We start from the raw sequence: 21,905 nt of genomic DNA on the forward strand, positions 1-21,905 counted from the left end.
TCGTAATAGTTGAAACCCAATAAAAATTGTTTGTTGGTTTGCACCAACGGAGTTAAGATGAGAATTTCTTTTCTGTTTAAAACTTATGTTGTCAGTCGAGGTGAGAGGAATGCTCCTGCCGCAAATTAGAATGGAAAGCCAAATGGCGAAAATTGCGATCAACACTACTCCTGGAAAGCAGTCGATCAAACAGCCGAAAGCGGATGTCGACTTGCAGCCGGCGAAAGTAGCGGTGGAAATCAACCGCACGCCTGGAAAATTGACTATCGATCAAACGAAAGCGTGGGAAGACCGGAATTTAGCTGACACGTTCCGTTTCATTGAAAAAATAGCTGAGGAAGGCTATCAAGCTTGGCTTGAAGGTATTGCCCGCCGCGCCGAGCAAGGAGATGAACTGATGAAAATTGAAAACGGCGGCAGCCCGCTGGCTGATCAAGCGAAAGAAAACAGCGAATCCCCGATGTATGAAGTGAATGTCGGCTGGATTCCATCGCTGTTCAGTGTGAATTTTGATTACGAACCAAGCAAGCTTGATATTAATTGGCATTTGAAAAAGGCTGAATTTCGCGCCATTCCCAATAAGCCGATCATTCATTACGACCGTGGCAGAGTCGATATAAAAATCGCCCAATACCAAAAATTAAAAATCGACTTTGCCAACCTCACCTTTAAAGGACCAAACTTTGAAATGAACATATGAAGGTTGTGAGAACATGAAACTAGAGACAAAATATCATGGCGAAATAGAAGCCGCAAGCGACAGCATCATCCAATTTCCATCAGGAATCCCGGGATTTTTAGATGAAAAGCAATTTGTACTTTTGCCATTTGGCGCCGAATCGCCATTTTTTATTTTGCAATCGGTCAACACAAAGGAACTTGCTTTTGTCATGACAATTCCTTTTTTATTTTTCAAAGACTATGCTATCGACTTAGACGATGCGACGATTGAGCAGCTGGAAATCGAGTCGGAACAAGATGTCGCTGTCTATGTAATTTTAACGTTAGAAGACCCGTTCGAAAACACAACCGCCAATCTGCTAGCTCCGGTCGTCATCAACCAGAAAAACAAACGGGCCAAGCAAGTGATTTTAGCAGGCACTACTTATAAAACAAAGCATCCACTTATGGAACAGAAGGAGGTGTGAAGCCGTGCTCATTTTAACAAGAAAGCTGAACGAATCCATCATTATCGGCGACAACATTGAAATTACCATCACCGCCATCGAAGGCGATCAAGTCAAACTCGGCATTAAAGCTCCAAAACAAATCGACATCCACCGAAAGGAAATATATGACGCCATTCAAACAGAAAACAGCGCGGCTTCCCGCACCGACCTTGACCTGTTAAAACATTTTCAAGAAAAGCTCAACAAAAATAAACCTGAGGTTTGAGCTGGAAAACCGTAACCAAACAAGAATTTTCAACCATTTTATTTTTCTATTAAAAAAGTCCTATTTTTTCTTTAAACCCTATTAAACATCAAAAAAACAATCCGATATAAAACATGTAAAGAGCAGCGGCGGCCGACGCGGCTCTTTTCATACCACATGGACGTGGAAAAATAACAATTCAAGGAGGAAAAAATCATGAGAATTAACCACAACATCTCGGCGTTAAACACTTACCGCCAACTTTCATTTAACAACACACAAACTGCGAAAAACCTTGAAAAACTTTCTTCAGGGTACCGCATCAACCGTGCTGGCGACGATGCAGCAGGTCTTGCCATCTCTGAAAAAATGCGCGGCCAAATCCGCGGTCTAGAAATGGCATCGAAAAACGCGCAAGACGGTATCTCTTTAATCCAAACAGCTGAAGGTGCATTAAATGAAACTCATGCGATCCTTCAACGTATGCGCGAACTTGCCGTACAAGCAGCGAACGATACAAACGTAACTGCTGACCGTAAAGCAATCCAAGACGAAATTAATGCGCTTGTATCTGAAATTAACCGTATTGCAGCAAACACTGAATTCAACACGCAAAAACTTTTAGATGGTACTTTCTCTGGTAAAGCATTCCAAATTGGAGCGAACAGTGGTCAATCCATTACATTAACAATTGCGACTATGGATGCAGCTGCGCTTTCAATAAATGCTTTAGCAGTAACGAATGCAGCAAGTGCAAATAATGCGATTACTAAAATTAATAAAGCAATTGAAAAAGTGTCGACAGAACGTTCTAAACTTGGTGCTGTTCAAAACCGCCTAGAACACACCATCAACAACCTTGGCGCAACTGCAGAAAACTTAACTGCTGCTGAATCACGTATCCGTGACGTTGATTATGCCTTAGCTGCGTAAGCGGCGACAGGCAGAGTCGTCCTAGCTGGAAACGGCTAGGAGTATCACCGGGTGAATTGCTGGAACACCCTTAGAGCCTTTGACGCCACAACGGAGCTGGAAACGGCAGACGTGATGGCTTGAAAAGTCAAAGGATTGGGCAACCAGCAGCCAAGCTCCTGTCCCGAAAGGGTGGAGAAGGTTCAACGACTAGGACATACCACCTAAAGCGCATGCGCTATGGTGATGAAGTCCGTAGGGGAACAGAATTTCCATCGTTCTGAATTCCCCGAAGTGCCCGGCCCCTCACTAGCGTTAAGCTAGCGGGTGAAGATATAGTCTAGTCATTTGCGAAAGCAAATGTTCGCACGATGGCGAAAGAAATGATGGAATACACTAAAAATAATATCTTAATGCAAGCGGCGCAAGCTATGCTGGCTCAAGCTAACCAACAGCCGCAGGGAGTGCTTCAATTACTCCGATAATCTTAGAATCAAAGAGACCTTGGGGATATCCAAGGTCTCTTTTGCTGCTATTGTAAGCTGTGCTGAATTGTAATAATTTATTTGAGCCGGCCATTTAAATATTCATAACAGAGTTCAATAATTTCTCCTGTTGTATATCCGGTTTTTTGTTGAAAAATTGTTAAATGAAATAGCTCTTCTCTTTTTAATTCAATTTGATATGGTTTGCGAGGAAGATCCCGTTTCTTTTCGACCGTGTTTAAAAAATGGTGTAATTTCGGTTCAATAATATTTAAGACTTCAGGCAAGCTGTTACATATTTTTCTAATTTCTGCAGTTGGTTTATGAAAAACCATTCGTTTAAGCAAATAAACAGTGGTCCGTTTCTTAAGAGGCAAGTCTTCCTTCTTTAAATTCTCCAGATAAATGTCTTTTCTTTTCATGCTTTTCGACAAATAAGGCCTCACAAGACTAAGGAAGGCTAAAATGGAACGTTGATTATATAGGACAAGCCGTTTGTTATTGTCGATCGAAAAATTCAAGTGAAATTTATTGAGTAACAGATTGTGTAAAAACAGAATTTCCTCTTGTGAAAATGATTCTGTTGAGAGAATAATTTTCTGTGGGATATTTCCTTTCATTTTTAAATGGCCGTCATCTTGGTACCACCAAGCAAGAGATAACGGTGTCATAAGTTTTTCAACAAATTCTTTTGGTATCACTTTTACTGTATCGTTGTACCAAATCTCTTTGAGATGGACATAAATAGGGTCAGTTTTGGATTGAACATAATATAGTTCAGAAAAACCTTCCTTTATTCGACTGTCAATGACTCTTCGGTACTTAGGAGGATTAAGCGGCAAAAAGCCAGCAAGCTTTTGGTAACAGTGCACACACCAATCCCGATCTTTGATGGAATGCCCAAAACGAAACCGCGGTTTGCGATTTTTTTGAATGGTGATATTACCGTCACCTAATAACTTCCCGGTTAACATTTCAAGAAGTTTATGATCGTAATTGCATAGGAGAATGTCTGTATGATTCATACGGCCTCCTTTATATAGAACGTTTGTTCTTATTTGATTATAACATACTCTCATTAGATAATTAAACATCGATAAGGGTATTAAGAAAATATAGCAGCAGCCGATAATATAATTGAGGTGCTAATGATGGACAATGAGCTGAAAGAGTACGAAATCGTCGAGGAAACTGCGAAAAGCGGACATCGTATTTATAAAGTAAACAATTATTACCTACACAGCAAGTATGACCCGATTCGAGAGGCTGCAAAATTTGCCGAACGCCATTATAAAAAGAACCATCTTCATATTTTATTTGGCGTGGGTTCAGGATATATTGCGAAAGCTTTAAGTGAAAAGATGACTGAAGAGGAATTTTTAATTATTGTTGAGCCTATCGAATTTTTAGCCGATAAACTGCTGGAAAAAGAAAATCAATTAGAGCGATGCATCATTATTAAAGGAGAAGATCAAGAGCTTTTTGAAAAAATTTATGAACCTTTTGGAAATACATTCGGTAAAAGAGTTTCTGTTGTTTGTTCTCCTAATTACGATAAAATTTGTTCAAGCTATTATCATAGTATATTAAAAATAGTCAAAGATCATATTTATATGCAGCAAGTAAATATAAATACAATTAAATATTTTTCAAAAGAATGGCAAAAGAACTTTACATTAAATTTATTTTATGCATATGATGATGTGCCTTTAAAATGTTTAGAACATATTTATAATGTGCCAGTTGTCGTTGCTTCCGGCGGCCCGTCGCTAACAAAGCAAATACCTTTATTGAAAAAAGTGAGAAAGCACATTTTGCTGATATCTTCCGGATCAACGATTAACTCGCTTCTTAAATATGATATTGAACCTGACTTTATTGTTACAATTGATGGAGGAATCAACAACTATAGGCATTTTGAAACAATAGAGCTAAAACAAGCAAGAATAATCTATTCATTATCTAACCATGAGAAAATTAGAGAAAGATTCAATCGAAGATCGCTTGTATTTATATCTAACATAGATGATGATTTAAAAATATATGCACAAAAATTATTAAATAAAGAAATAGATGGTATATTAGGGGGCGCTTCTGTCGCCAATTTCGCATTAAATATAGCTTATATGATTTCAACGGGGCCTGTTGCATTAATTGGTCAAGATTTGGCCTATACCGATAACAAAACACATGCGGAACATAATAAAAATTTCAGAAAAATTGATGAAACATATATTAAACAAAGAGGACTGTTCTATACAGAGGGGTATTATGGTGGTCAAGTATTGACAGATTACACGTTTTTTACAATGAAGCATAATTTTGAAAGACTACTTCAAACTTTTTCACAGCCTGAAAGAATTTACAATTGTACAGAAGGTGGAGTTAAGCTGGAGGGCTATCAACAACTTTCTTTCCAAGAGTTTTTCGACAGATATGTAGATACGAATAAAAATGTACCAATGTTTGATATCGATTCATATCCGCACAGAGATATTCAGGAATGGAAAGAGTTTTTAATCCGAATTGAAAATGAAATAAGATTGCATGATAAAGTACAGCGCCTTGCTGAGGAAGCAGTGCTGTTGCTGAAAAGAAATGTTTCTGATACAGCGTTTGATGCAAAAATTTTAAAAAAGTTAGATAAAATTGATGAACAGTTAAAACCAATTTTTGATGAAGGAATGATGTCATTAATTGCCCAGCCTATTGTTTTAAATACTTTCCAAAACTATCTTCCAAAGGAGAACGAATTGGAACACGAAACTTTTCAGCGAATTTTTGCTCGTTCATTGGATTTATATACTAGGCTAAAAGAGGCGGCTTCCGACTCGAGATCGTTCTTCCAACATTTAAAAAATAAAATTGAAAATAAATTGAAATCATTTGATATTGAGGGATGAAAATGACAAATATCGTTTTAGAAACACAAGAAAGCTTTTATCAATATATTGAAAGAGTGGCAACAGGATCCCAAACCATTGCAGATTATTTACGTGAAGATAAGATCGGTGAGGCCATACAACTTATTGTTCAGTTTAGTGAAGGAATGGATTGGTTGACAAAAGTAGTTGAGTTAATGGAGAGTCACAAATACACAATTGATATTAATTTTAGCCATATTAATCCATTTTTGAAAGAAATTAATGATGGAATTGAGCGCCAAGACTACGTCATTGTGGCGGATATGTTTGAATATGAAATACAGCCCTTTTTTGAGGAAGCAAAGAAAAAAAGATTTCGCATGATAGAGGAAGATCCGCATTGAGTCTATTTAAAAAAAATATGAATTCAATTAAAAATGGACAATTGAAAAAACAATTATTAAAATCTGCAAATGATAAAATTGAAATTAGTATTCAAGAATCCAAAATCAATGGTCTTCCAACATTAATATTAAATGGTCATTATTTATATAGCCAATACAATCCAATGAAAGATGCAGAGACATTTATTAAATCACAATTGGATCCAGATGCAAATGGGTATTGTTTATTCGGATTTGGACTAGGATATCATGTGAAAGTTTTGTTGGAAAATGAGCCAAATAAACGAGTGTTTGTTATAGAACCTTATTTAACGTGTTTTAAAGCAGCACTAGAAACATTAGATTTAACTGATATTCTTTCTCATCCTAATGTAAATATTTATTTTTTGGAGGATATATCAAAATTAAATAATCTTTTAAATGAATTGTTAGAATATAAAGTTAAATGGTTAATTCCTAATCCATTTGTCAAAGCATTGCCCAATAACAATCCATTAAAACAAATATTAGAAGAAATCAAAATAAAAGAGATGTCTTTTCATCGATTTTCTTCTTTAATGGAAAAAAACTTCTGGAACAATTTGAACTATATGGATATAACTGTTGATAAACTATTTGACTTGTTCAAGGGAAAAAAGGCAGTGTTAGTATCTTCTGGGCCCTCTTTGGATAAGACTGCTGATGCATTGAAAGAGTTAAGAAAGAAATATTTTATTTTAGCTGTAGGTTCAGCATACAAAGTGCTTAAAACGAAAGGAATTGAACCTCATGCTGTTGTGATCTCAGACCCTCAAAATGAGGTTTATCGACAATTGGCAGGATTGAATTTGTCAAAACCGCTGATATATTTGTCAACTGCTTGCTACAAAGCAGTGAGATATCATAAAGGTTTAAAGATTGCTGCGTTTCAAAAGGGATATCCGAAAGCAGAAATGTATGCCAAGCAAAATGGCTGTCAATTGGTTGATACCGGTGGCTCAGTTGCCACAACAGCTTTTGATATTTTAATAAAAATGGGATTTTCTGAAATTGTTTTGTTAGGGCAGGATTTGGCTTATGCAAAAGATCGCAGCCATGCTACACACTCAACATCAGGAGTGCGTGTTGCCACAGAACAAAGACTCTTTTCCATCCCTTCGAATAACGGGTCAGTTGTCAAAACCACTAGAAATTTATTTATTTACCTCAGATGGTTTGAACGAAAAATAACAGAATCCAAACATGTTATTGTAAAAAATACAGCTGAACAAGGTGCTGTGATTAAAGGGGCACATTTTGTTCCGATTTCAGACATTGTTTCAAATGCAAAAAAACTAACAGAATTCCCATTTGATGAAACAATAAAAAGCTTAGGAAATCAGTAGTTTTACAATTTATACTTCAAAGGAGTAATTTATGATGGAATGGTTAACCAATCAAACGATTTTAATAACGGGAGGAACCGGATCATTTGGAAGAAAATTTGTTCGTCGAATTTTAGAATACAATATAAAAAAAGTGATTGTATTTAGCCGGGATGAATTAAAACAATATGAAATGGCACAGGAATATACGGATCCAAGAATCCGCTTTTTCATTGGAGACGTACGAGACAAAGCTCGTCTATATCGCGCGTTTGATGGCGTTGACTATGTCGTCCATGCAGCGGCTATGAAACAAGTACCAGCTTGTGAATATAATCCGTTTGAAGCTGTTAAGACAAATATCCATGGTGCTCAAAATGTGATTGAAGCAGCTATTGATCGAGGAGTAAAACGCGTGATTGCACTAAGTACTGATAAAGCGTGCAGTCCAGTAAATCTTTACGGAGCGACGAAATTAGCATCAGACAAGCTATTTGTTGCGGCTAATTCATATGTTGGTGATAAGGAAACAAGATTTTCCGTAGTTCGTTATGGAAATGTAGTTGGTAGCCGTGGAAGTGTTGTTCCTTTCTTTAAGAAAATTCGTCATACAGGTAAATTACCGATTACAGATGAAAGAATGACTCGTTTCTGGATTACACTTGATCAAGGTGTTCAATTCGTTTTAGATAGTTTGCAACGGATGCGTGGTGGAGAAATCTTTGTTCCGAAAATTCCAAGTATGAGAGTGGTAGACTTAGCCACAGCGATTGCTCCGGAATGCGAAATCGAGATTGTTGGAATTCGACCAGGAGAAAAATTACATGAAGCGATGATTACAGAGGATGATGCAAGGCATACTGTTGAGTTTGATACATACTATGTTATTCAACCGGAATTTCCTTGGTGGTCAAGAGAATCCGTTAAAGGCGGAAAATCTCTTCCAGAAGGTTTTAAATATACAAGTGATACAAATACTGAGTGGTTAACGGTAGAAGAGCTACGAGCACTAGTAGAAGAAATGTAAAACATTTCTTCTACTAGTTTTTTAGGAGATGATTACATGGAGAAAGAGATGGTTTTTGAGCCAATTCGAAATTCATATTTGCCTTATGGAAGGCAATGGATTGATAATAATGATATTGAAGCTGTTGTCGAAATATTAAAAGGAGATTACTTAACAACTGGTCCGTATGTTTCAACATTTGAACAAGCGGTTGCCCAATATGTCGGTGCTAAATATGCAGTCGCTTTTTCGAATGGCACGGCAGCACTCCATGGTGCTTGTTTCGCGGCTGGTATTGGTGAAGGTGATGAAGTAATCACAACATCAATGACTTTCGCCGCTAGTGCCAATTGTATATTGTATCAAGGTGGAATACCTGTTTTTGTGGATATTGATGAGAAAACTTATAATATTGATCCGAATAAAATTGAGGAAAAGATTACGGATAAAACAAAAGCTATTATCCCTGTTGATTTTACAGGTCAACCTGTTGAATTAGATCGCATTTTAGAAATTGCTAAAAAGTATAACCTTGTTGTCATTGAAGATGCTGCTCATGCCTTAGGAGCGACATATAAAGGGAAAAAAGTCGGTTCCATTAGTGATATGACCATGTTCAGCTTTCATCCGGTAAAACATATTACATCGGGTGAAGGTGGTATTATTACCACGAACAATGAAGAATACTATGAAAAATTATTGCAATTCCGCTCTCACGGAATTACACGTGAAAAAGAAAAACTAAATGAATATCATGGTCCTTGGTATTATGAAATGCAGTTTCTTGGATATAATTATCGAATGACCGATATTCAAGCAGCGTTAGGTACAAGTCAGCTGAAGAAGATTGATAAGTTTATTGAACTCCGTCGGAAGTATGTAGAAATATATAATGAAGCATTCAAAGATATTGAGGAAATTATAGCTCCGTTTCAACATAAAGATGGAGAATCAAGCTGGCATTTATATATTATTCGATTAAAATTAGATCAATTAACAGCATCAAGACGTGAAATTTTTGAAGCACTGCAACAACAAAATATTGGTGTGAATGTTCATTATATCCCTGTTTATTTCCAACCTTATTATCAACAATTGGGTTACAAAAAAGGAATTTGTCCGAACGCTGAAAAACTATATGAAGAAATGATTACGTTACCTTTATTCCCTGCAATGAGTGAAAAAGATGTCAATGATGTAATCAATGCAGTGAAGAGAACAATAGACTATTATAAGAAGGTGAAAGCGTGAAAGTTGCTGCAATTATTCAAGCACGGATGGGTTCAACAAGACTCCCAGGGAAAGTATTAAAAAAAGTACTCGGTAAAACATTACTTGAATATCAAATTGAAAGGGTAAAAAGATCAAAAACGATTGATGAAATTATTATCGCTACAACCACAAAAGAAAGTGATAATCCAATCGTTCAACTGTGCCAGCAACTTTCGATTCCTTATTATCGTGGTTCGGAAGAGGATGTGTTATTACGCTATTATGAAGCTGCAACAGAGTTTAATGTAGATGTGGTTGTTCGATTAACTTCGGATTGTCCTGTTATTGATCCCAAAGTAATTGATAAAGTAATCACATACTATGTCAATAATAGATCGAAATATGATTATGTATCAAATTCTAGTTATCCACGAGGTATGGATACAGAAGTTTTTTCGTTTAGAGTATTAGAGGAAGCGTATCATAAAGCTGTAGAACAATATGAACGTGAACATGTCACCCCATTTATTTATTTAAATCCCGATATATATAATTTAGGTAAAGTCGTTTGTATAACCGACATGAGTCACTATCGTTGGACTGTTGATACTCCCGAGGATTTTAAATTAATCCAAAAGATAATAACTACACTTTATCCATTTAATAATGAATTTACAATGGAGGATATACTAGAGCTTTTCGAGAAGAACCCAGAATGGCTTGAAATTAATAGCCACATTAAGCAAAAGGGCATATTCAAGATTAGTTAGAAGTGATTTGTTTTTATAGATTTGGTCATATTTTATTGTCGATATTTTTCATAGAAGATTAAGAGAATGATGTATGGATTTATGATGTATGATGTGGGTGATGAAGGAGGGAATATTTTTGAAACAAGCTATAATTGATTATATCAAAAGAAATAAAGTGTCTAGTACAGAAGTAGCAGATTGTCTTGGTAAAACTGGAGCAATTCCTGATGTACAAGCGGTGAATAGAGGTCATTTTTGTGTTGGAAATGTCTTTTGGGCATATGCATACGGAGAAAGTAATTGGGATGTACATGAGCAAATGGAAAAAGTTAAAGAAGGAGATATTGTTTTTGTAGAAGTGTTTGATTGTAATGATAGAGCGATTTTTGGAGAATTAGTAGCAAAGTATGTATTATTGTACAGACAAGCAGCTGCAATAGTAGTTACTGGTAAGTTGAGGGATGCACAAAATCTTATTAAAGAAAACTGGCCAATTTGGTGTACTGGATTTACCCCTATAGGATGTTTTAATGAAAAGTTATCTAAGTCTCTAAGTAAGGACATAATCAGAGAGAGAAGAGAAAAATATGATGGTGCAATTGCTGTTTGTGATGACACTGGTGTTGTTATTATTCCTAAGGACCAACACAATGAAGAGTTCTATAAAAAGCTAGAATTTATTGAGGAGCAAGAAGATATTTGGTTTGACTGTATAGATAGAAGAAAAATGAGTACTTATGAAACTGTTTGTTTAAAAAAATATCTAAACAAATAAAATTATAAAAAATCTCTAGTTTGATAAGTTACATGTATTATTGGGAGCTCTAGTTTTATTCTTGTTATTATGTATAAATTCAGATTGAAAAATCGAAATAAGTAAGGCGTTTAAGTTAGACAAAAGAGCAGTCGAGACGTTTTATCTATGTTGGAAAATCAATCTGCATTTATATAGATACAGGATGTTCAAGAGGGAGCGTATATTTTAAAGTTATGAAAATTCTTTTATATCCGGAGATTCATGAAAATTTTGGAACAGGAAATGTATTAAGAATGTATTACTTATATAATCATTTGTTAGTCTCTTGTCCAGAACATGAGATTTTTTTAACATGTAATAACATGAAAATGGCTGAGAAATTAATATCCGGTTTAGGTGGACAGGTTCAATTCTCTAAGTTAGATAAAAGTAAAATGTATGATGTTATATTATATGATTCTATAAAACCTAATCATCATGTACTAAGGAATTGTAAATATATTACTAAGAAATTAATTGCGTTTGATTATTTTGAATACAGTAGTAATATTGTTGATATAATTATTAATTTATTTGATCAAAGTAATCAAGAAAAGCATATATTTAAGGGAAAAATTTACGAAGGAATTAAATATTTTATTTTAAAAGATGAAATAGTTTTAAGTAGAAAACCTAAAAAAGCTTTTCATCATACAAAACCTAATGTACTTATTACGTTTGGAGGAGAAGATCCTAGCTCTAATACGTTGAAGACATTGGAAAGTATTAACTTTAATCAAGTTAATGTAAGAGTGATTTTAGGTTTGATGAATAAAGATAGGGAAAAAATCTTAGAATTATATTCGAAACAAGCAGAAATTCTTGACCCTACCCCTAAGATTGGAGAGTTTATGTCCCATAGTGACATTATTATTTGTGGGGGAGGGACTACGCTATTAGAAGCCATATATATAGGAAATCCTGTTATTGCAATTCCTCAACATACTTTAGAAGAGAAGTTCATTAATTTTATTAAGGAAAGGATAAATTTATTTGAATTAAGCGAGTTCGATAGTTTAGTTAATAGTTGTCTTGACATTAATTTTAGGGCTAATATCTTCAATAGTTATTCAGATTTTGTGGATGGAAAAGGTACGGAGAGAATTACAGATATTATACTTTCAAGGAGCATTCCTGTAATGAAGAAATTTGAGGTTTGAAACAAAAAGAGCCCTCTTGGTATAGTACAGGGTGTCAATGCATTGACCCCGAATTAATAAGTTACCAAGGAGGACTCAATAATGAATTATACTCAAAATCGAAAAATCTCGCAAATCACACCATCAACATTAATAATCGGCATTGATATTGCCAAAGACAAACACGTGGCACGGGCACAAGACGATCGAGGAATTGAATTTGGAAAACGCTTGATCTTTGAAAATCGCATACATGGTTTCCAAATGCTTTTAGATTGGGTGAATCGACACCAACAAGAAAATGATAAGAACCATGTGATTTTTGGGGTTGAACCAACCGAACCCTACTGGTTAAATCTCGCTTATTTTCTTACCGCAAAGGGCTATGACTTTGTGCTAGTCAATCCGATGCATGTAAAGAAAAGCAAAGAGCTTGATGACAACTCTCCAACAAAAAACGATACAAAAGACGCCAGAGTGATTGCACAGCTGATAAAAGACGGCCGATACTCCGTACCAAATCTCTTAGACGGTATTTACGCGGAACTAAGAGAAGGCGTCAAAATAAGAGATCAGCTCACTCAACAGCTTGCCATCACAGAAGGACGTATTCAAAATTTGATTCAACGTTATTTTCCGGAGTTTTTCGATGTTTTCGGAGATTGGAAAGGAAAAGCAGCTCTTTGCACGCTAAAACTGTTTCCATTTCCTTCTCAAATGAAAGAAATGACACCTGAAGAGGTTCTCTCAAAATGGAAGCCATTTGTACAACGAGCAGTTGGAATGAAGCGAGCAACGAAACTAGTAGAAACGGCCAAAAAGAGCATTGGAATTCAAATCGGGATTCAGTTTGCCAAACGTGAAATGGAATATCTGATTGACCAATATGAGCTTTATCAAACGCAGTTGGAAGAGTTGGATCAGGAGCTAGAAGCTCTTGTAGAAACGATCCCAGGTGCTAAGCAAATGATGAATATTCCTGGGTTAGGTGTTACAACAGTCGCTCTATTCTTCGCTGAAGTGGGTGATCTCACAAAGTACAGTCACCCTCAGCAATTAGTTAATCTGGCAGGCCTTTCATTACGTGAGCATAGTTCTGGAACATTTAAAGGACAAACCAGAATAACGAAACGGGGACGAAGCAGGCTGCGTAAAGCTATGTACTTAGCGATTCGGCCACTCGTTGCCCATAATCCAACTTTTAAAGCTTTACATCAATACTATACAAAACGATCTGAAAGGCCTTTAAAAAAGCAACAGTCCCTCATTGCTTTGTGTTGTAAGCTATTACGTGTCTTATTTGTCATTGGTCAAAAACAGTGTGAATTTGATGGTTCAAAATTATTGCGAGGGTTACCTCAAATTACATTACAAGTTGCTTAAACCGATTTATTAACCAACATATTAACTAAATTACGATCGAATACTTCAAGTATTTCTAAAGACAAACACCAATAGTGCCGAGTCGGAGTTTATTTTTACCATACGGGCTTATGACCCAGCCGAGGAGCTTATCCGACCTCCACCTCATGGATACGCAGGACGAAGGAATGTATGGATCTCAATCCGGTGATACATGGGAGGGTTAGCGACCGTGAGATGAGTGGAGATTTTGCGCACGGTCATAACTGTTATTACCAAACAATACCAGTTTGGTTGATAGGATGTCCCCCCATCTGTAAGGAATTTAAAGAAATTCAATTTATCACCATGATTTTCGGTGGATCAACTATTAGGTGTCAATGAAATTTAGAGAAGACGGGAGTATTCGGGAGAAAATTAAAGTATATAGAGGGAGTGTATGATTATAACAATGGATCAAGTTCTAGTTATAGGGGCTGGTCAATTTCAATTAAGTGGAATACGTAAACTAAAGGAGAAAAATTATTATGTCATTGGTATTGATGGGGATAACAAATGTGTAGGAAGAAAGTTTTGTGATGAGTTTTACAATATTGATATAAAAGATTACAAGCAAATATTGGACTTAATCGAGAAAAAAAATTTTAATTTGGTGGGGTGTATAAGTTTTGCGACTGAGTATGCGCTAAGAACAGTTGCACTGATAAATGATAAACTTGGATTGAATGGACTGACTATTAGTGATGTAAGTATAGCTACATCCAAAATAAAACAAAGGGAAATCTTAAAATCTCTTGATATACCTAGTCCGAAATTTTTTTATTTGAATTTGGGAGAAAATGTAGAAGATAAATTTGACGCTAATCAATTGATGTTTCCGTGTGTAGTTAAGCCCTCTGATAGTGCTGGGAGTAGAGGAGTAAATGTTGTAAAAAATAAAGCACAATTGCAAAATGCAATTAAGGAAGCTCGTAAATTTTCTTCATTTGATGCTCAAATAATTGTTGAGGAAATGATAGAAGGAATTGAATTTACTGTAGAGTCGTTTGTATATAATGGAGAAATAAAAACCTTAGCAATCTCGGAAAAGAAAAAACCGCTTAATAACCATACAGTTTCTACAGAACTATTCTATAACTCACCGCTTGTAAATAATCTTGGAAATATTATTGAAGAAACAGTAACCACTTTTATTAAGGCTTGTAATTTTAAAAATACTATTACACATACAGAAGTTATTTATTCTTACAAAGATCATAAAGTATATATAATTGAAACTACAACCAGAAGCGGAGGATTTGGTGTATTTGATAAAGTACTACCTTTTGTAACGGGATTAGACATAGTGGGATTGTCAATAGATTTAAGTTTAGGAAATCAGATAAGTATAGATCGTATTCAAAAAAATCCATGTATATTAAGATTTTTTAGTGCAAATGAGGGAAAGTTAATAAATATAGTGGAAATGGAAAGTATTATAAAAGGCTTGAATGATATTGAGTTTGTTTTTTTTGTTAACATTGGAGATAATATTGGTGTGATGGTAAATGATGGATCAAGAATTGGTTATCTTATTAGTTACGGTAGAAGTTGGGAAGAGGTTTATAATAAAGCAAACATTTTAGAATACAGTATAAGATTTGAGGTCTTAAGCAGTTTAGGAAGTGATGAATGTGGAGTATAATTTAATGCTCAATAAGTTAATCCCTTCTGCTTCCATGAAATTAAACGATATTGCAAAAAAAATGGAGCGCAGTGGCAGGAATATAATCAATTTATCTATTGGTGAGCCTGAATTTGAGCTTGAAGAAGAAATAAAAGAGGCTTTGTTTTATTCTGTAAAAACAAGCTATTCTCATTATACCAATAAACAAGGAATTGAGGAATTAAGAGAGAGAATATTACAGTGGCACGGTATTGAAAATGATTATGACATTGAAAACATATTGGTTACTCCTGGTGCTAAATATGCCATTTATATTTTATTATTGTCGCTATTGAATTTTGGAGATGAAGTCATTATATTAAAGCCTTATTGGGTGAGTTACGTTGATATTGTTACTCTTTGTGGCGGAAAACCTATAATAGTAGAATGTAAAAATGATTTTTCGGTAGATTGGGATTTGTTAAATAGCAAGATAAGTTCAAAAACGAAAGCAATTATCATAAATAATCCTAATAATCCTTCTGGATATATATTGAATAAAGAAAATATGATCAAGTTGTACAATTTATGTAAACAGCATTCAATATATTTAATTGCAGACGAAATTTACTCTACTATTGTTTTTGATGAATTTAATTCTTTTATTGAAATTAAGGAAAAAGATTGTTCTAACGTAATTGTTATAAATGGTGTTTCAAAGTCACTAGCGTGTACAGGATTGAGAATTGGTTATATTATTGCAAACAATACAATTATTAAAAATGTATTAAAAATACATCAACATATTGCTACATGTGCCGGAAGTTTGGAGCAGAAAGCTCTGAGTATGTTGAGTAAATCTGTATACGAAAAAATTAGTAAGAAGTATAGAAATATTTACTTTGAAAGAAAAAAATTTATATTAGAGAATGTAAATTGTAAATCAAGTTTTAATAATCCTAAAGGTACATTTTATATGTTGATAAATATTAGGAATAAATATCAAGATTCTAATGATGCTTCTAGCTATTTACTCGAAAATTTTGGTATAGCTACTGTTCCAGGAGTGGCATATGGATTAGATGATTATATTCGAATTTCTATGGCTACTTCCTATGAAAAGTTGAAAGAATTTATTGGTATAGTAAATAAAGAAAAATTATTTTAATATAGTGTTAATTGGTGCTAATTTACAGCTTTTATTTTGATTGTTGGTTATATTTTTTAAAAACTATTTTGCATTCAAAATCGAATTGTTAGAAAGATATGATACGTATAAGGAAATCAAGGGGTTTATAAAAGAGAAGGGGATTATAATGATTATCGATGGTCTTACACATATTACAAAGAATGGAGTTTGGATGTATAAAAATTATGATGCAAGCCTTGAACGTTTGTTACGAGAGATGAGCAAAACCCAAGTGGATAAAGCTGTTTTGGTTGGGAATCCTCCTCTTAATGATAATGATTTTGTGTTAGAAGTTTATCATAAATATCCTAATAAATTTATACCTGTGGCAGCGTTTAATCCAAAGGGATTAAATGATAAACAGATTGAAATGGAGGTCTCAACTTTTAAACAACAGGGGTTTATGGGGATTAAGATTCATCCACGCTTTTGTGGATTATCGTTGGATTCAACAGAAATTGATAAAGTACTAAAGATTGCGGGTAAACATGATTTGGTTTGTTTTATCTGTACTCTTCACCGTCCGCCTTCAGTCCCCTTGAAACGCCCATTGTACGATGTGATACATGAAATATGTGAAAATAATAAAAAAACGCGCATCGTTCTAGTTCATGGGGGATATTATGAGTTATTACCAACTTCAGAAATTATCCGCTCATATGAAAATGTGCTTTTAGACTTATCATTAACTTTACCTAGATTTGCTGGAAGCTCAATTGGACAAGATATCAAATTTCTTTTTAATACGTTTGAAAAAAGAATAGTATTGGGTTCTGATTTTCCTGAGTACACATTTTCTGATATATATAAAAGTTTGCGATTATTAGATATTTCTGTCGGAGATTTTATAGGCGTCGGGCCTTTTGGAGAAAATCTTATGAGATTTTTTAATATTAATACAAATAGTCGTTAGAGGAAGGGAATTTTTATGAAAGAGATACAAATTGGTCATAAAAAAATAGGACTTGGATATCGGCCTTTTATTATTGCCGAGATGTCGGGGAATCATAATCAGTCTTTAGAAAGAGCTTTGCAAATTGTTGAAGCCGCAGCTGCGTGTGGTGTAGATGCATTGAAGTTACAGACATATACTGCTGATACAATGACATTAAATATAAATCATGGAGAATTTTTTATAAGTGACGAAGAGAATCTTTGGAAAGGAAAATCGCTATATCAACTTTATAAAGAAGCATATACTCCTTGGGAGTGGCATCAGCCAATTTTTGAAAGATGTAAAGAACTTGGAATTATTCCTTTTAGTACCCCCTTTGATGAAACAGCAGTTGATTTTCTAGAAGAATTAGATGTACCGATGTATAAGATTGCTTCTTTTGAAAATACAGATATACCATTAATTAAAAAAGTAGCTTCTACAGGAAAGCCTATGATTATTTCAACGGGAATGGCAACGATAGCAGAATTAGATGAAGCTGTACGTGTAGCTCGAGAGGCAGGGTGTAAGGATTTAATTCTTTTGAAATGCACAAGTACCTATCCAGCCTCTCCTGAAAATACAAATATGCTAACCATTCCGCATATGAGAGAATTATTTGATTGTGAAGTTGGTTTATCGGATCATACGATGGGAATAGGTGTCGCGGTGGCTAGTGTTGCGCTAGGAGCAACAGTAATTGAAAAGCACTTTACCTTATCAAGAGCAGATGGTGGGGTAGATTCTGCGTTTTCAATGGAACCAGAAGAAATGAAAGCTTTGGTAATTGAAACAGAAAGGGCATGGCAGGCTTTAGGTGAAGTAAAGTATGGTCCAACAGAAAAAGAGAAAGCCTCGTTAAAATCTAGAAGATCGATTTATGTTGCGAAAGATATGAAAGCGGGAGAAAAATTTACGAAAGAGAGTATTAAAATTATTCGTCCTGGTTATGGATTACCACCAAAATATTATGACTTAATTCTTGGGAAAACCGTGAAAAAGGATGTAAAAAAAGGAACACCATTAAGTTGGGACATATTGTTGTAAATGAAGGTGGAACAATGAAAAAAAGGGAATCTTTCCTTTCCTACGGACAACAATGGATTACGGATGAAGATATCGAAGCGGTCGTAGCTGTGCTAAAATCGCCTTTTTTAACGCAAGGACCAAAAATTGAAGAGTTTGAACGAAAAGTAGCCGATTATGTTGGAGCGAAATATGCCGTTGCTTTTTCGAATGGAACAGCGGCTCTTCATGGAGCCTGTTTTGCTGCCGGGATCAGCGAGGGAGATGAAGTCATAACAACCCCGATAACGTTTGCAGCTACTTCAAACGCAGTTCTTTATTGTGGGGGAAAGCCTGTCTTCTCTGATATAGATGAACGGACATACAATATTGATCCTAAAGAAATACGAAAACAGATTACAGCGAATACGAAGGCAATTATCCCGGTTGATTTTACCGGCCAGCCGGCTGATATGGATGCCATTATGGAGATAGCTGATGAATTTGGGCTTGTGGTGATCGAGGATGGTGCTCATTCCCTCGGAGCAATGTATAAAGGTCGAAAAGTGGGCACACTTGCGGATATGACCATGTTTAGCTTTCATCCTGTAAAACCGGTTACGACTGCAGAGGGTGGAATCATTGTCACCGATTCCGAGGAATATTACGAAAAACTAAAACGTTTTCGTTCCCACGGCATCATTAATCAAAATTTATCAAGGGATGAAGGTCCATGGTATTATGAAATGATTGATTTAGGCTTCAACTATCGTATGACAGATATACAAGCCGCGTTAGGGATTTCACAAATGGACAAGTTGGATCGTTTTATTAAGCGTCGCCGGGAAATTGCCAACATGTACAATGAAGCTTTTAAAGATCTGGATTGTGTTGTCTTGCCAAAGCAGCTTGAAGGAACGAAATCAGGCTGGCATTTATATATGCTGCAATTAAAACTGGATAGGCTGGCAAGGAGCCGAAGGGAAATTTTTGAAAATATTCGCGCCGAAAATATTGGCGTCCATGTTCACTACATTCCTGTCTATTGGCATCCGTACTACCAGAAGTTAGGATATCAAAGAGGGATTTGCCCAAAAGCGGAACAATGGTATGAACAAGCGTTAACATTGCCGATTTTCCCTAGAATGACAGATGAGGATGTAAGGGATGTTATCGAAGCGGTGAGAAGAAATATTTATTAAACGAAGAAATTGGGTGAAAAAATGGCTAAGAACCACCAATTGAAAATTCCTGCTCATCCCAGTATTTATACAGGAAACAACAAAGGAAGACAACTTAATATATACTTCTCGGAACCTGAAACTGGCGTAAATGAAGATACAGGATTATTAATACTTATACCTGGATTTGGAGCAAATAGTCAATCTAATGTTTATAAAAAAATGAGACAGCAATTTGCTGATCAATATAATTTGATTACGATACAATGCGATTATTTTGGAAGCGAGTTTATGCAGGATTCTAAGAGAGTGAAATTAAATTTTTCACTTACAGATTTTAAAGATGTTATTGAAGATGTTGATTTAATGAAATTAAAATCCATTCAAAATTTTGAAGAATTTATTACAATTCTTGCTAAATATCCAATATCACTGCCTTTTCATGAATTGTTAGATGAAAATATTGAAAATTTTAATGATATGGGTTTCATGCAGGCATTGGATTTATTGACTGCATTATTTGCTGTAAAAATTATTTTAAATGACAATCAATTAAAATATAATGTCAATAAGGTCATTGCATATGGACATTCACACGGGGCTTATTTAGCTTATCTGTGTAATCGTATGGCGCCAAATGAATTTACTTTCATTATTGATAATTCTGCTTGGATGAAGCCAGAGTATTTATATACAAACCGTTTTCTTCATAAATATTATGGTAAATTGACTTTAAACATCGAATTCTCCTATTTAGCAAAAGATTTGGTCAAAGACAAAAATATCTTAACATTATCAAATTTATATAAAGGATTCATAAATAATGCGCAAATTTATTCTTTTTTAGGTACTGACGATAATTTAGTATCAATCAAAGAAAAAGAGAATTTTTGCAAAGGTTTGGGTCAAACAAATTTTTATTTGATTGACCAATCAAAGGTTGATCATAAAATATTTCATTCAACCACACATGGTTTAAATGCTGATTTTTTAGAAATGTTTAAATTTGTAATGGAACAAGTACAATGGGATAAAAAAGAAAAACATAAACGTAATCCTAATACTATTATTAATAGCCATCAATTTGAGTATCGAGTTGATTTTGATAAAGGATTGCCGGTAATGACTGTGAAAAAACTTTAAAAAGACATAAGCGAAATTAAGGGGGATAATGCTCTCCTGAAAGTAGTCATAAAAGTCAGCCTGCAATTTTCATGGTCAAAAATTTGACATGATTTATCGGTTAATACGAAAATCTAAGATTCTTTTTAAAAAACATTTCTGTAAAGATCGATAGGAAAGAAGAGTTGCTGGGAATTTTCGTGTGGATGCAGCATGTGGAATTTTTTGGCAATAATGCTTTTGCTCTCTCAATGGGGAAAACAAACCTATAATTGCCTAAGTTTTTTGTCATGCTTTACGTTTTGGTGGAGACGAGTCGAGAGTTTCTTGTGTATCTGTTAAGTCAGTGCTATGCCTTCTACTTTTCTTCTTGTTGGCTAAAGCACTTCTCCATGTCTGTTCTTAAAAAATACATTTCTTTTTCCAAACCGTTCATTCTCGATTCTAAGTTGTCCATTCTCGATTCAAGACTATCCATTCTGGATTCCAAGTTGCCCATTCTTGATTCGAGGTCGTCCATTCTCGTTTCCAGCCGGTCGAACCGAGAGTCGATATGCTCTGAATGATCTTTTAGAGCCTGTAAGATGGTTTTTAATGTTACCTCTTCCATTCTTTTTGCCGCCTCCTTCTTTTTTTAACAATATTATATAAAAAGAAACCTGAAAGATTAAACTTTTTCTCCTTAAAAATTCAGATTTGGTAAAAGCAGCCGATAATAAAAAGGAGTAAACTTTCAATTGGAGTTGATCATATGGATGTTGCTGCGCTCTCTGTTGCACTTAGTCAATCAAATGTTCAGCAGCAAGCAAGTCTATCGGTATTAAAGCTGGCCATGAACACCGCTGAACAAAATGGGAAAAACATTGCGGAAATGCTGAAGGGATCACAGCCTGCCGTCTCTCTTGAGCTGCATCTTGGAAACACTGTTGATTTGAAAGGATAAAAAGATTTGAAATCTTCTTCCTTTGAAAAAGCAGCTGCAACCTGATTTTCTTTCTGAGTTGCGGCTGTTTTTTCTTTTTAAGGAATTCCGAGTCGCTGATTGCGGGCAGCAGCTGTCTGAATGACAACATCCAAAAAAAGATTCAATGGCTCAATCAGGAAAATGTTTAAGGCATTCCGCAGCTTTCATTGTGAAAGACAGAAAAAGGTTTAAAAAATACAGAACATTTGTTTCTGT

General features: G+C 35.1%; 22 protein-coding genes and 1 pseudogene. 21 read left to right on the forward strand and 2 right to left on the reverse strand.

Annotation, left to right across the window (positions count from 1 at the left end; genetic code table 11):
* Nucleotides 1–130 precede the first annotated feature (130 nt).
* From NST97_RS16000 to NST97_RS16020, 5 genes and pseudogenes are all read left to right on the forward strand, one after another.
* Nucleotides 131–700, forward strand: coding sequence for a DUF6470 family protein (locus tag NST97_RS16000; RefSeq protein ID WP_341343567.1), 570 nt, complete (start codon nucleotides 131–133; stop codon nucleotides 698–700).
* Nucleotides 701–713: 13 nt separating this feature from the next.
* Nucleotides 714–1,148, forward strand: coding sequence for a flagellar assembly protein FliW (gene fliW, locus NST97_RS16005; protein ID WP_341343450.1), 435 nt, complete (start codon nucleotides 714–716; stop codon nucleotides 1,146–1,148).
* Nucleotides 1,149–1,152: 4 nt separating this feature from the next.
* Nucleotides 1,153–1,395, forward strand: a complete 243-nt coding sequence (csrA, locus tag NST97_RS16010; RefSeq protein WP_311066849.1) for a carbon storage regulator CsrA — start codon at nucleotides 1,153–1,155, stop codon at nucleotides 1,393–1,395.
* A 195-nt stretch (nucleotides 1,396–1,590) separates the two neighbouring features.
* The gene (locus NST97_RS16015; RefSeq protein ID WP_341343451.1) at nucleotides 1,591–2,307 is read left to right on the forward strand and encodes a flagellin N-terminal helical domain-containing protein; all 717 of its coding nucleotides are present in this window, start codon (nucleotides 1,591–1,593) and stop codon (nucleotides 2,305–2,307) included.
* Between the two features lie 377 nt (nucleotides 2,308–2,684).
* Nucleotides 2,685–2,771, forward strand: a pseudogene (locus NST97_RS16020) (flagellin); the annotation flags it as partial.
* Between the two features lie 77 nt (nucleotides 2,772–2,848).
* Here the strand turns inward: NST97_RS16020 and NST97_RS16025 are convergent.
* A complete protein-coding gene (locus tag NST97_RS16025) occupies nucleotides 2,849–3,796 on the reverse strand; it encodes an endonuclease (protein ID WP_341343452.1) in 948 nt (315 codons plus the stop codon).
* A 336-nt stretch (nucleotides 3,797–4,132) separates the two neighbouring features.
* On the opposite strand from NST97_RS16025, the gene NST97_RS16030 reads away from it, so the two are divergent.
* The 15 genes from NST97_RS16030 to NST97_RS16100 all read left to right on the forward strand — a co-directional run bounded on the left by NST97_RS16030 (nucleotide 4,133) and on the right by NST97_RS16100 (nucleotide 20,746).
* Nucleotides 4,133–5,674 carry a motility associated factor glycosyltransferase family protein gene (locus tag NST97_RS16030; protein ID WP_341343453.1) on the forward strand — a complete coding sequence of 514 codons (1,542 nt, stop codon included), beginning with the start codon at nucleotides 4,133–4,135 and terminating at the stop codon, nucleotides 5,672–5,674.
* A gap of 2 nt (nucleotides 5,675–5,676) precedes the next feature.
* Nucleotides 5,677–6,039: a hypothetical protein gene (locus NST97_RS16035; protein WP_341343454.1), complete on the forward strand. Its 363-nt coding sequence runs from the start codon at nucleotides 5,677–5,679 to the stop codon at nucleotides 6,037–6,039.
* On the forward strand, nucleotides 6,036–7,403 hold the full coding sequence (locus tag NST97_RS16040; protein WP_341343455.1) for a motility associated factor glycosyltransferase family protein: 1,368 nt from the start codon (nucleotides 6,036–6,038) through the stop codon (nucleotides 7,401–7,403). The genes NST97_RS16035 and NST97_RS16040 overlap by 4 nt, the downstream gene beginning before the upstream one ends.
* 34 nt (nucleotides 7,404–7,437) lie before the next feature.
* On the forward strand, nucleotides 7,438–8,409 hold the full coding sequence (gene pseB / locus NST97_RS16045; protein WP_341343568.1) for a UDP-N-acetylglucosamine 4,6-dehydratase (inverting): 972 nt from the start codon (nucleotides 7,438–7,440) through the stop codon (nucleotides 8,407–8,409).
* Nucleotides 8,410–8,445: 36 nt separating this feature from the next.
* On the forward strand, nucleotides 8,446–9,639 hold the full coding sequence (gene pseC, locus NST97_RS16050) for a UDP-4-amino-4,6-dideoxy-N-acetyl-beta-L-altrosamine transaminase (protein ID WP_341343456.1): 1,194 nt from the start codon (nucleotides 8,446–8,448) through the stop codon (nucleotides 9,637–9,639).
* A complete protein-coding gene (locus NST97_RS16055; RefSeq protein WP_341343457.1) occupies nucleotides 9,636–10,370 on the forward strand; it encodes a glycosyltransferase family protein in 735 nt (244 codons plus the stop codon). The genes pseC (NST97_RS16050) and NST97_RS16055 overlap by 4 nt, the downstream gene beginning before the upstream one ends.
* Nucleotides 10,371–10,488: 118 nt before the next feature.
* The gene (locus NST97_RS16060; protein ID WP_341343458.1) at nucleotides 10,489–11,127 is read left to right on the forward strand and encodes an RraA family protein; all 639 of its coding nucleotides are present in this window, start codon (nucleotides 10,489–10,491) and stop codon (nucleotides 11,125–11,127) included.
* Nucleotides 11,128–11,471: 344 nt separating this feature from the next.
* Entirely contained in the window at nucleotides 11,472–12,308 is an 837-nt protein-coding gene (locus NST97_RS16065; protein ID WP_341343459.1) for a glycosyltransferase, read from the forward strand.
* Between the two features lie 81 nt (nucleotides 12,309–12,389).
* Nucleotides 12,390–13,670: an IS110 family transposase gene (locus NST97_RS16070; RefSeq protein ID WP_341343460.1), complete on the forward strand. Its 1,281-nt coding sequence runs from the start codon at nucleotides 12,390–12,392 to the stop codon at nucleotides 13,668–13,670.
* A 430-nt stretch (nucleotides 13,671–14,100) separates the two neighbouring features.
* On the forward strand, nucleotides 14,101–15,333 hold the full coding sequence (locus NST97_RS16075) for an ATP-grasp domain-containing protein (protein ID WP_341343461.1): 1,233 nt from the start codon (nucleotides 14,101–14,103) through the stop codon (nucleotides 15,331–15,333).
* Complete coding sequence (locus NST97_RS16080) at nucleotides 15,323–16,462, forward strand: pyridoxal phosphate-dependent aminotransferase (protein ID WP_341343462.1); 1,140 nt, start codon at nucleotides 15,323–15,325, stop codon at nucleotides 16,460–16,462. The genes NST97_RS16075 and NST97_RS16080 overlap by 11 nt, the downstream gene beginning before the upstream one ends.
* Nucleotides 16,463–16,610: 148 nt before the next feature.
* Nucleotides 16,611–17,396: an amidohydrolase family protein gene (locus tag NST97_RS16085; protein ID WP_341343463.1), complete on the forward strand. Its 786-nt coding sequence runs from the start codon at nucleotides 16,611–16,613 to the stop codon at nucleotides 17,394–17,396.
* A 15-nt stretch (nucleotides 17,397–17,411) separates the two neighbouring features.
* A complete protein-coding gene (pseI, locus tag NST97_RS16090; RefSeq protein ID WP_341343464.1) occupies nucleotides 17,412–18,464 on the forward strand; it encodes a pseudaminic acid synthase in 1,053 nt (350 codons plus the stop codon).
* Nucleotides 18,465–18,478: 14 nt separating this feature from the next.
* Complete coding sequence (gene pseC / locus NST97_RS16095) at nucleotides 18,479–19,624, forward strand: UDP-4-amino-4,6-dideoxy-N-acetyl-beta-L-altrosamine transaminase (RefSeq protein WP_339210983.1); 1,146 nt, start codon at nucleotides 18,479–18,481, stop codon at nucleotides 19,622–19,624.
* 21 nt (nucleotides 19,625–19,645) lie between these two features.
* Nucleotides 19,646–20,746, forward strand: coding sequence for a DUF2920 family protein (locus tag NST97_RS16100; RefSeq protein ID WP_341343465.1), 1,101 nt, complete (start codon nucleotides 19,646–19,648; stop codon nucleotides 20,744–20,746).
* 337 nt (nucleotides 20,747–21,083) lie between these two features.
* Here NST97_RS16100 and NST97_RS16105 read toward each other — a convergent pair whose 3' ends face one another.
* Nucleotides 21,084–21,335, reverse strand: a complete 252-nt coding sequence (locus NST97_RS16105; RefSeq protein ID WP_341343466.1) for a hypothetical protein — start codon at nucleotides 21,333–21,335, stop codon at nucleotides 21,084–21,086.
* A 141-nt stretch (nucleotides 21,336–21,476) separates the two neighbouring features.
* Between NST97_RS16105 and NST97_RS16110 the strand changes: the two genes are divergently transcribed.
* Complete coding sequence (locus tag NST97_RS16110) at nucleotides 21,477–21,668, forward strand: YjfB family protein (RefSeq protein WP_311066868.1); 192 nt, start codon at nucleotides 21,477–21,479, stop codon at nucleotides 21,666–21,668.
* The last annotated feature ends 237 nt before the right edge of the window (nucleotides 21,669–21,905 follow it).

The organism is Aeribacillus sp. FSL K6-1305, from assembly GCF_038050115.1.
GTDB classification, from domain to species: domain Bacteria; phylum Bacillota; class Bacilli; order Bacillales; family Aeribacillaceae; genus Aeribacillus; species Aeribacillus composti.

Bases quoted from the DNA above. Each gene is read 5' to 3' on its own strand.
- NST97_RS16000 (WP_341343567.1), top strand. From the start codon at position 131: ATGGAAAGCCAAATGGCGAAAATTGCGATCAACACTACTCCTGGAAAG.
- fliW (WP_341343450.1), top strand. From the start codon at position 714: ATGAAACTAGAGACAAAATATCATGGCGAAATAGAAGCCGCAAGCGAC.
- NST97_RS16015 (WP_341343451.1), top strand. From the start codon at position 1,591: ATGAGAATTAACCACAACATCTCGGCGTTAAACACTTACCGCCAACTT.
- NST97_RS16025 (WP_341343452.1), bottom strand. From the start codon at position 3,796: ATGAATCATACAGACATTCTCCTATGCAATTACGATCATAAACTTCTT.
- NST97_RS16030 (WP_341343453.1), top strand. From the start codon at position 4,133: ATGACTGAAGAGGAATTTTTAATTATTGTTGAGCCTATCGAATTTTTA.
- NST97_RS16035 (WP_341343454.1), top strand. From the start codon at position 5,677: ATGACAAATATCGTTTTAGAAACACAAGAAAGCTTTTATCAATATATT.
- pseB (WP_341343568.1), top strand. From the start codon at position 7,438: ATGGAATGGTTAACCAATCAAACGATTTTAATAACGGGAGGAACCGGA.
- pseC (WP_341343456.1), top strand. From the start codon at position 8,446: ATGGAGAAAGAGATGGTTTTTGAGCCAATTCGAAATTCATATTTGCCT.
- NST97_RS16065 (WP_341343459.1), top strand. From the start codon at position 11,472: ATGAAAATGGCTGAGAAATTAATATCCGGTTTAGGTGGACAGGTTCAA.
- NST97_RS16070 (WP_341343460.1), top strand. From the start codon at position 12,390: ATGAATTATACTCAAAATCGAAAAATCTCGCAAATCACACCATCAACA.
- NST97_RS16075 (WP_341343461.1), top strand. From the start codon at position 14,101: ATGGATCAAGTTCTAGTTATAGGGGCTGGTCAATTTCAATTAAGTGGA.
- NST97_RS16085 (WP_341343463.1), top strand. From the start codon at position 16,611: ATGATTATCGATGGTCTTACACATATTACAAAGAATGGAGTTTGGATG.
- pseI (WP_341343464.1), top strand. From the start codon at position 17,412: ATGAAAGAGATACAAATTGGTCATAAAAAAATAGGACTTGGATATCGG.
- pseC (WP_339210983.1), top strand. From the start codon at position 18,479: ATGAAAAAAAGGGAATCTTTCCTTTCCTACGGACAACAATGGATTACG.
- NST97_RS16100 (WP_341343465.1), top strand. From the start codon at position 19,646: ATGGCTAAGAACCACCAATTGAAAATTCCTGCTCATCCCAGTATTTAT.
- NST97_RS16105 (WP_341343466.1), bottom strand. From the start codon at position 21,335: ATGGAAGAGGTAACATTAAAAACCATCTTACAGGCTCTAAAAGATCAT.
- NST97_RS16110 (WP_311066868.1), top strand. From the start codon at position 21,477: ATGGATGTTGCTGCGCTCTCTGTTGCACTTAGTCAATCAAATGTTCAG.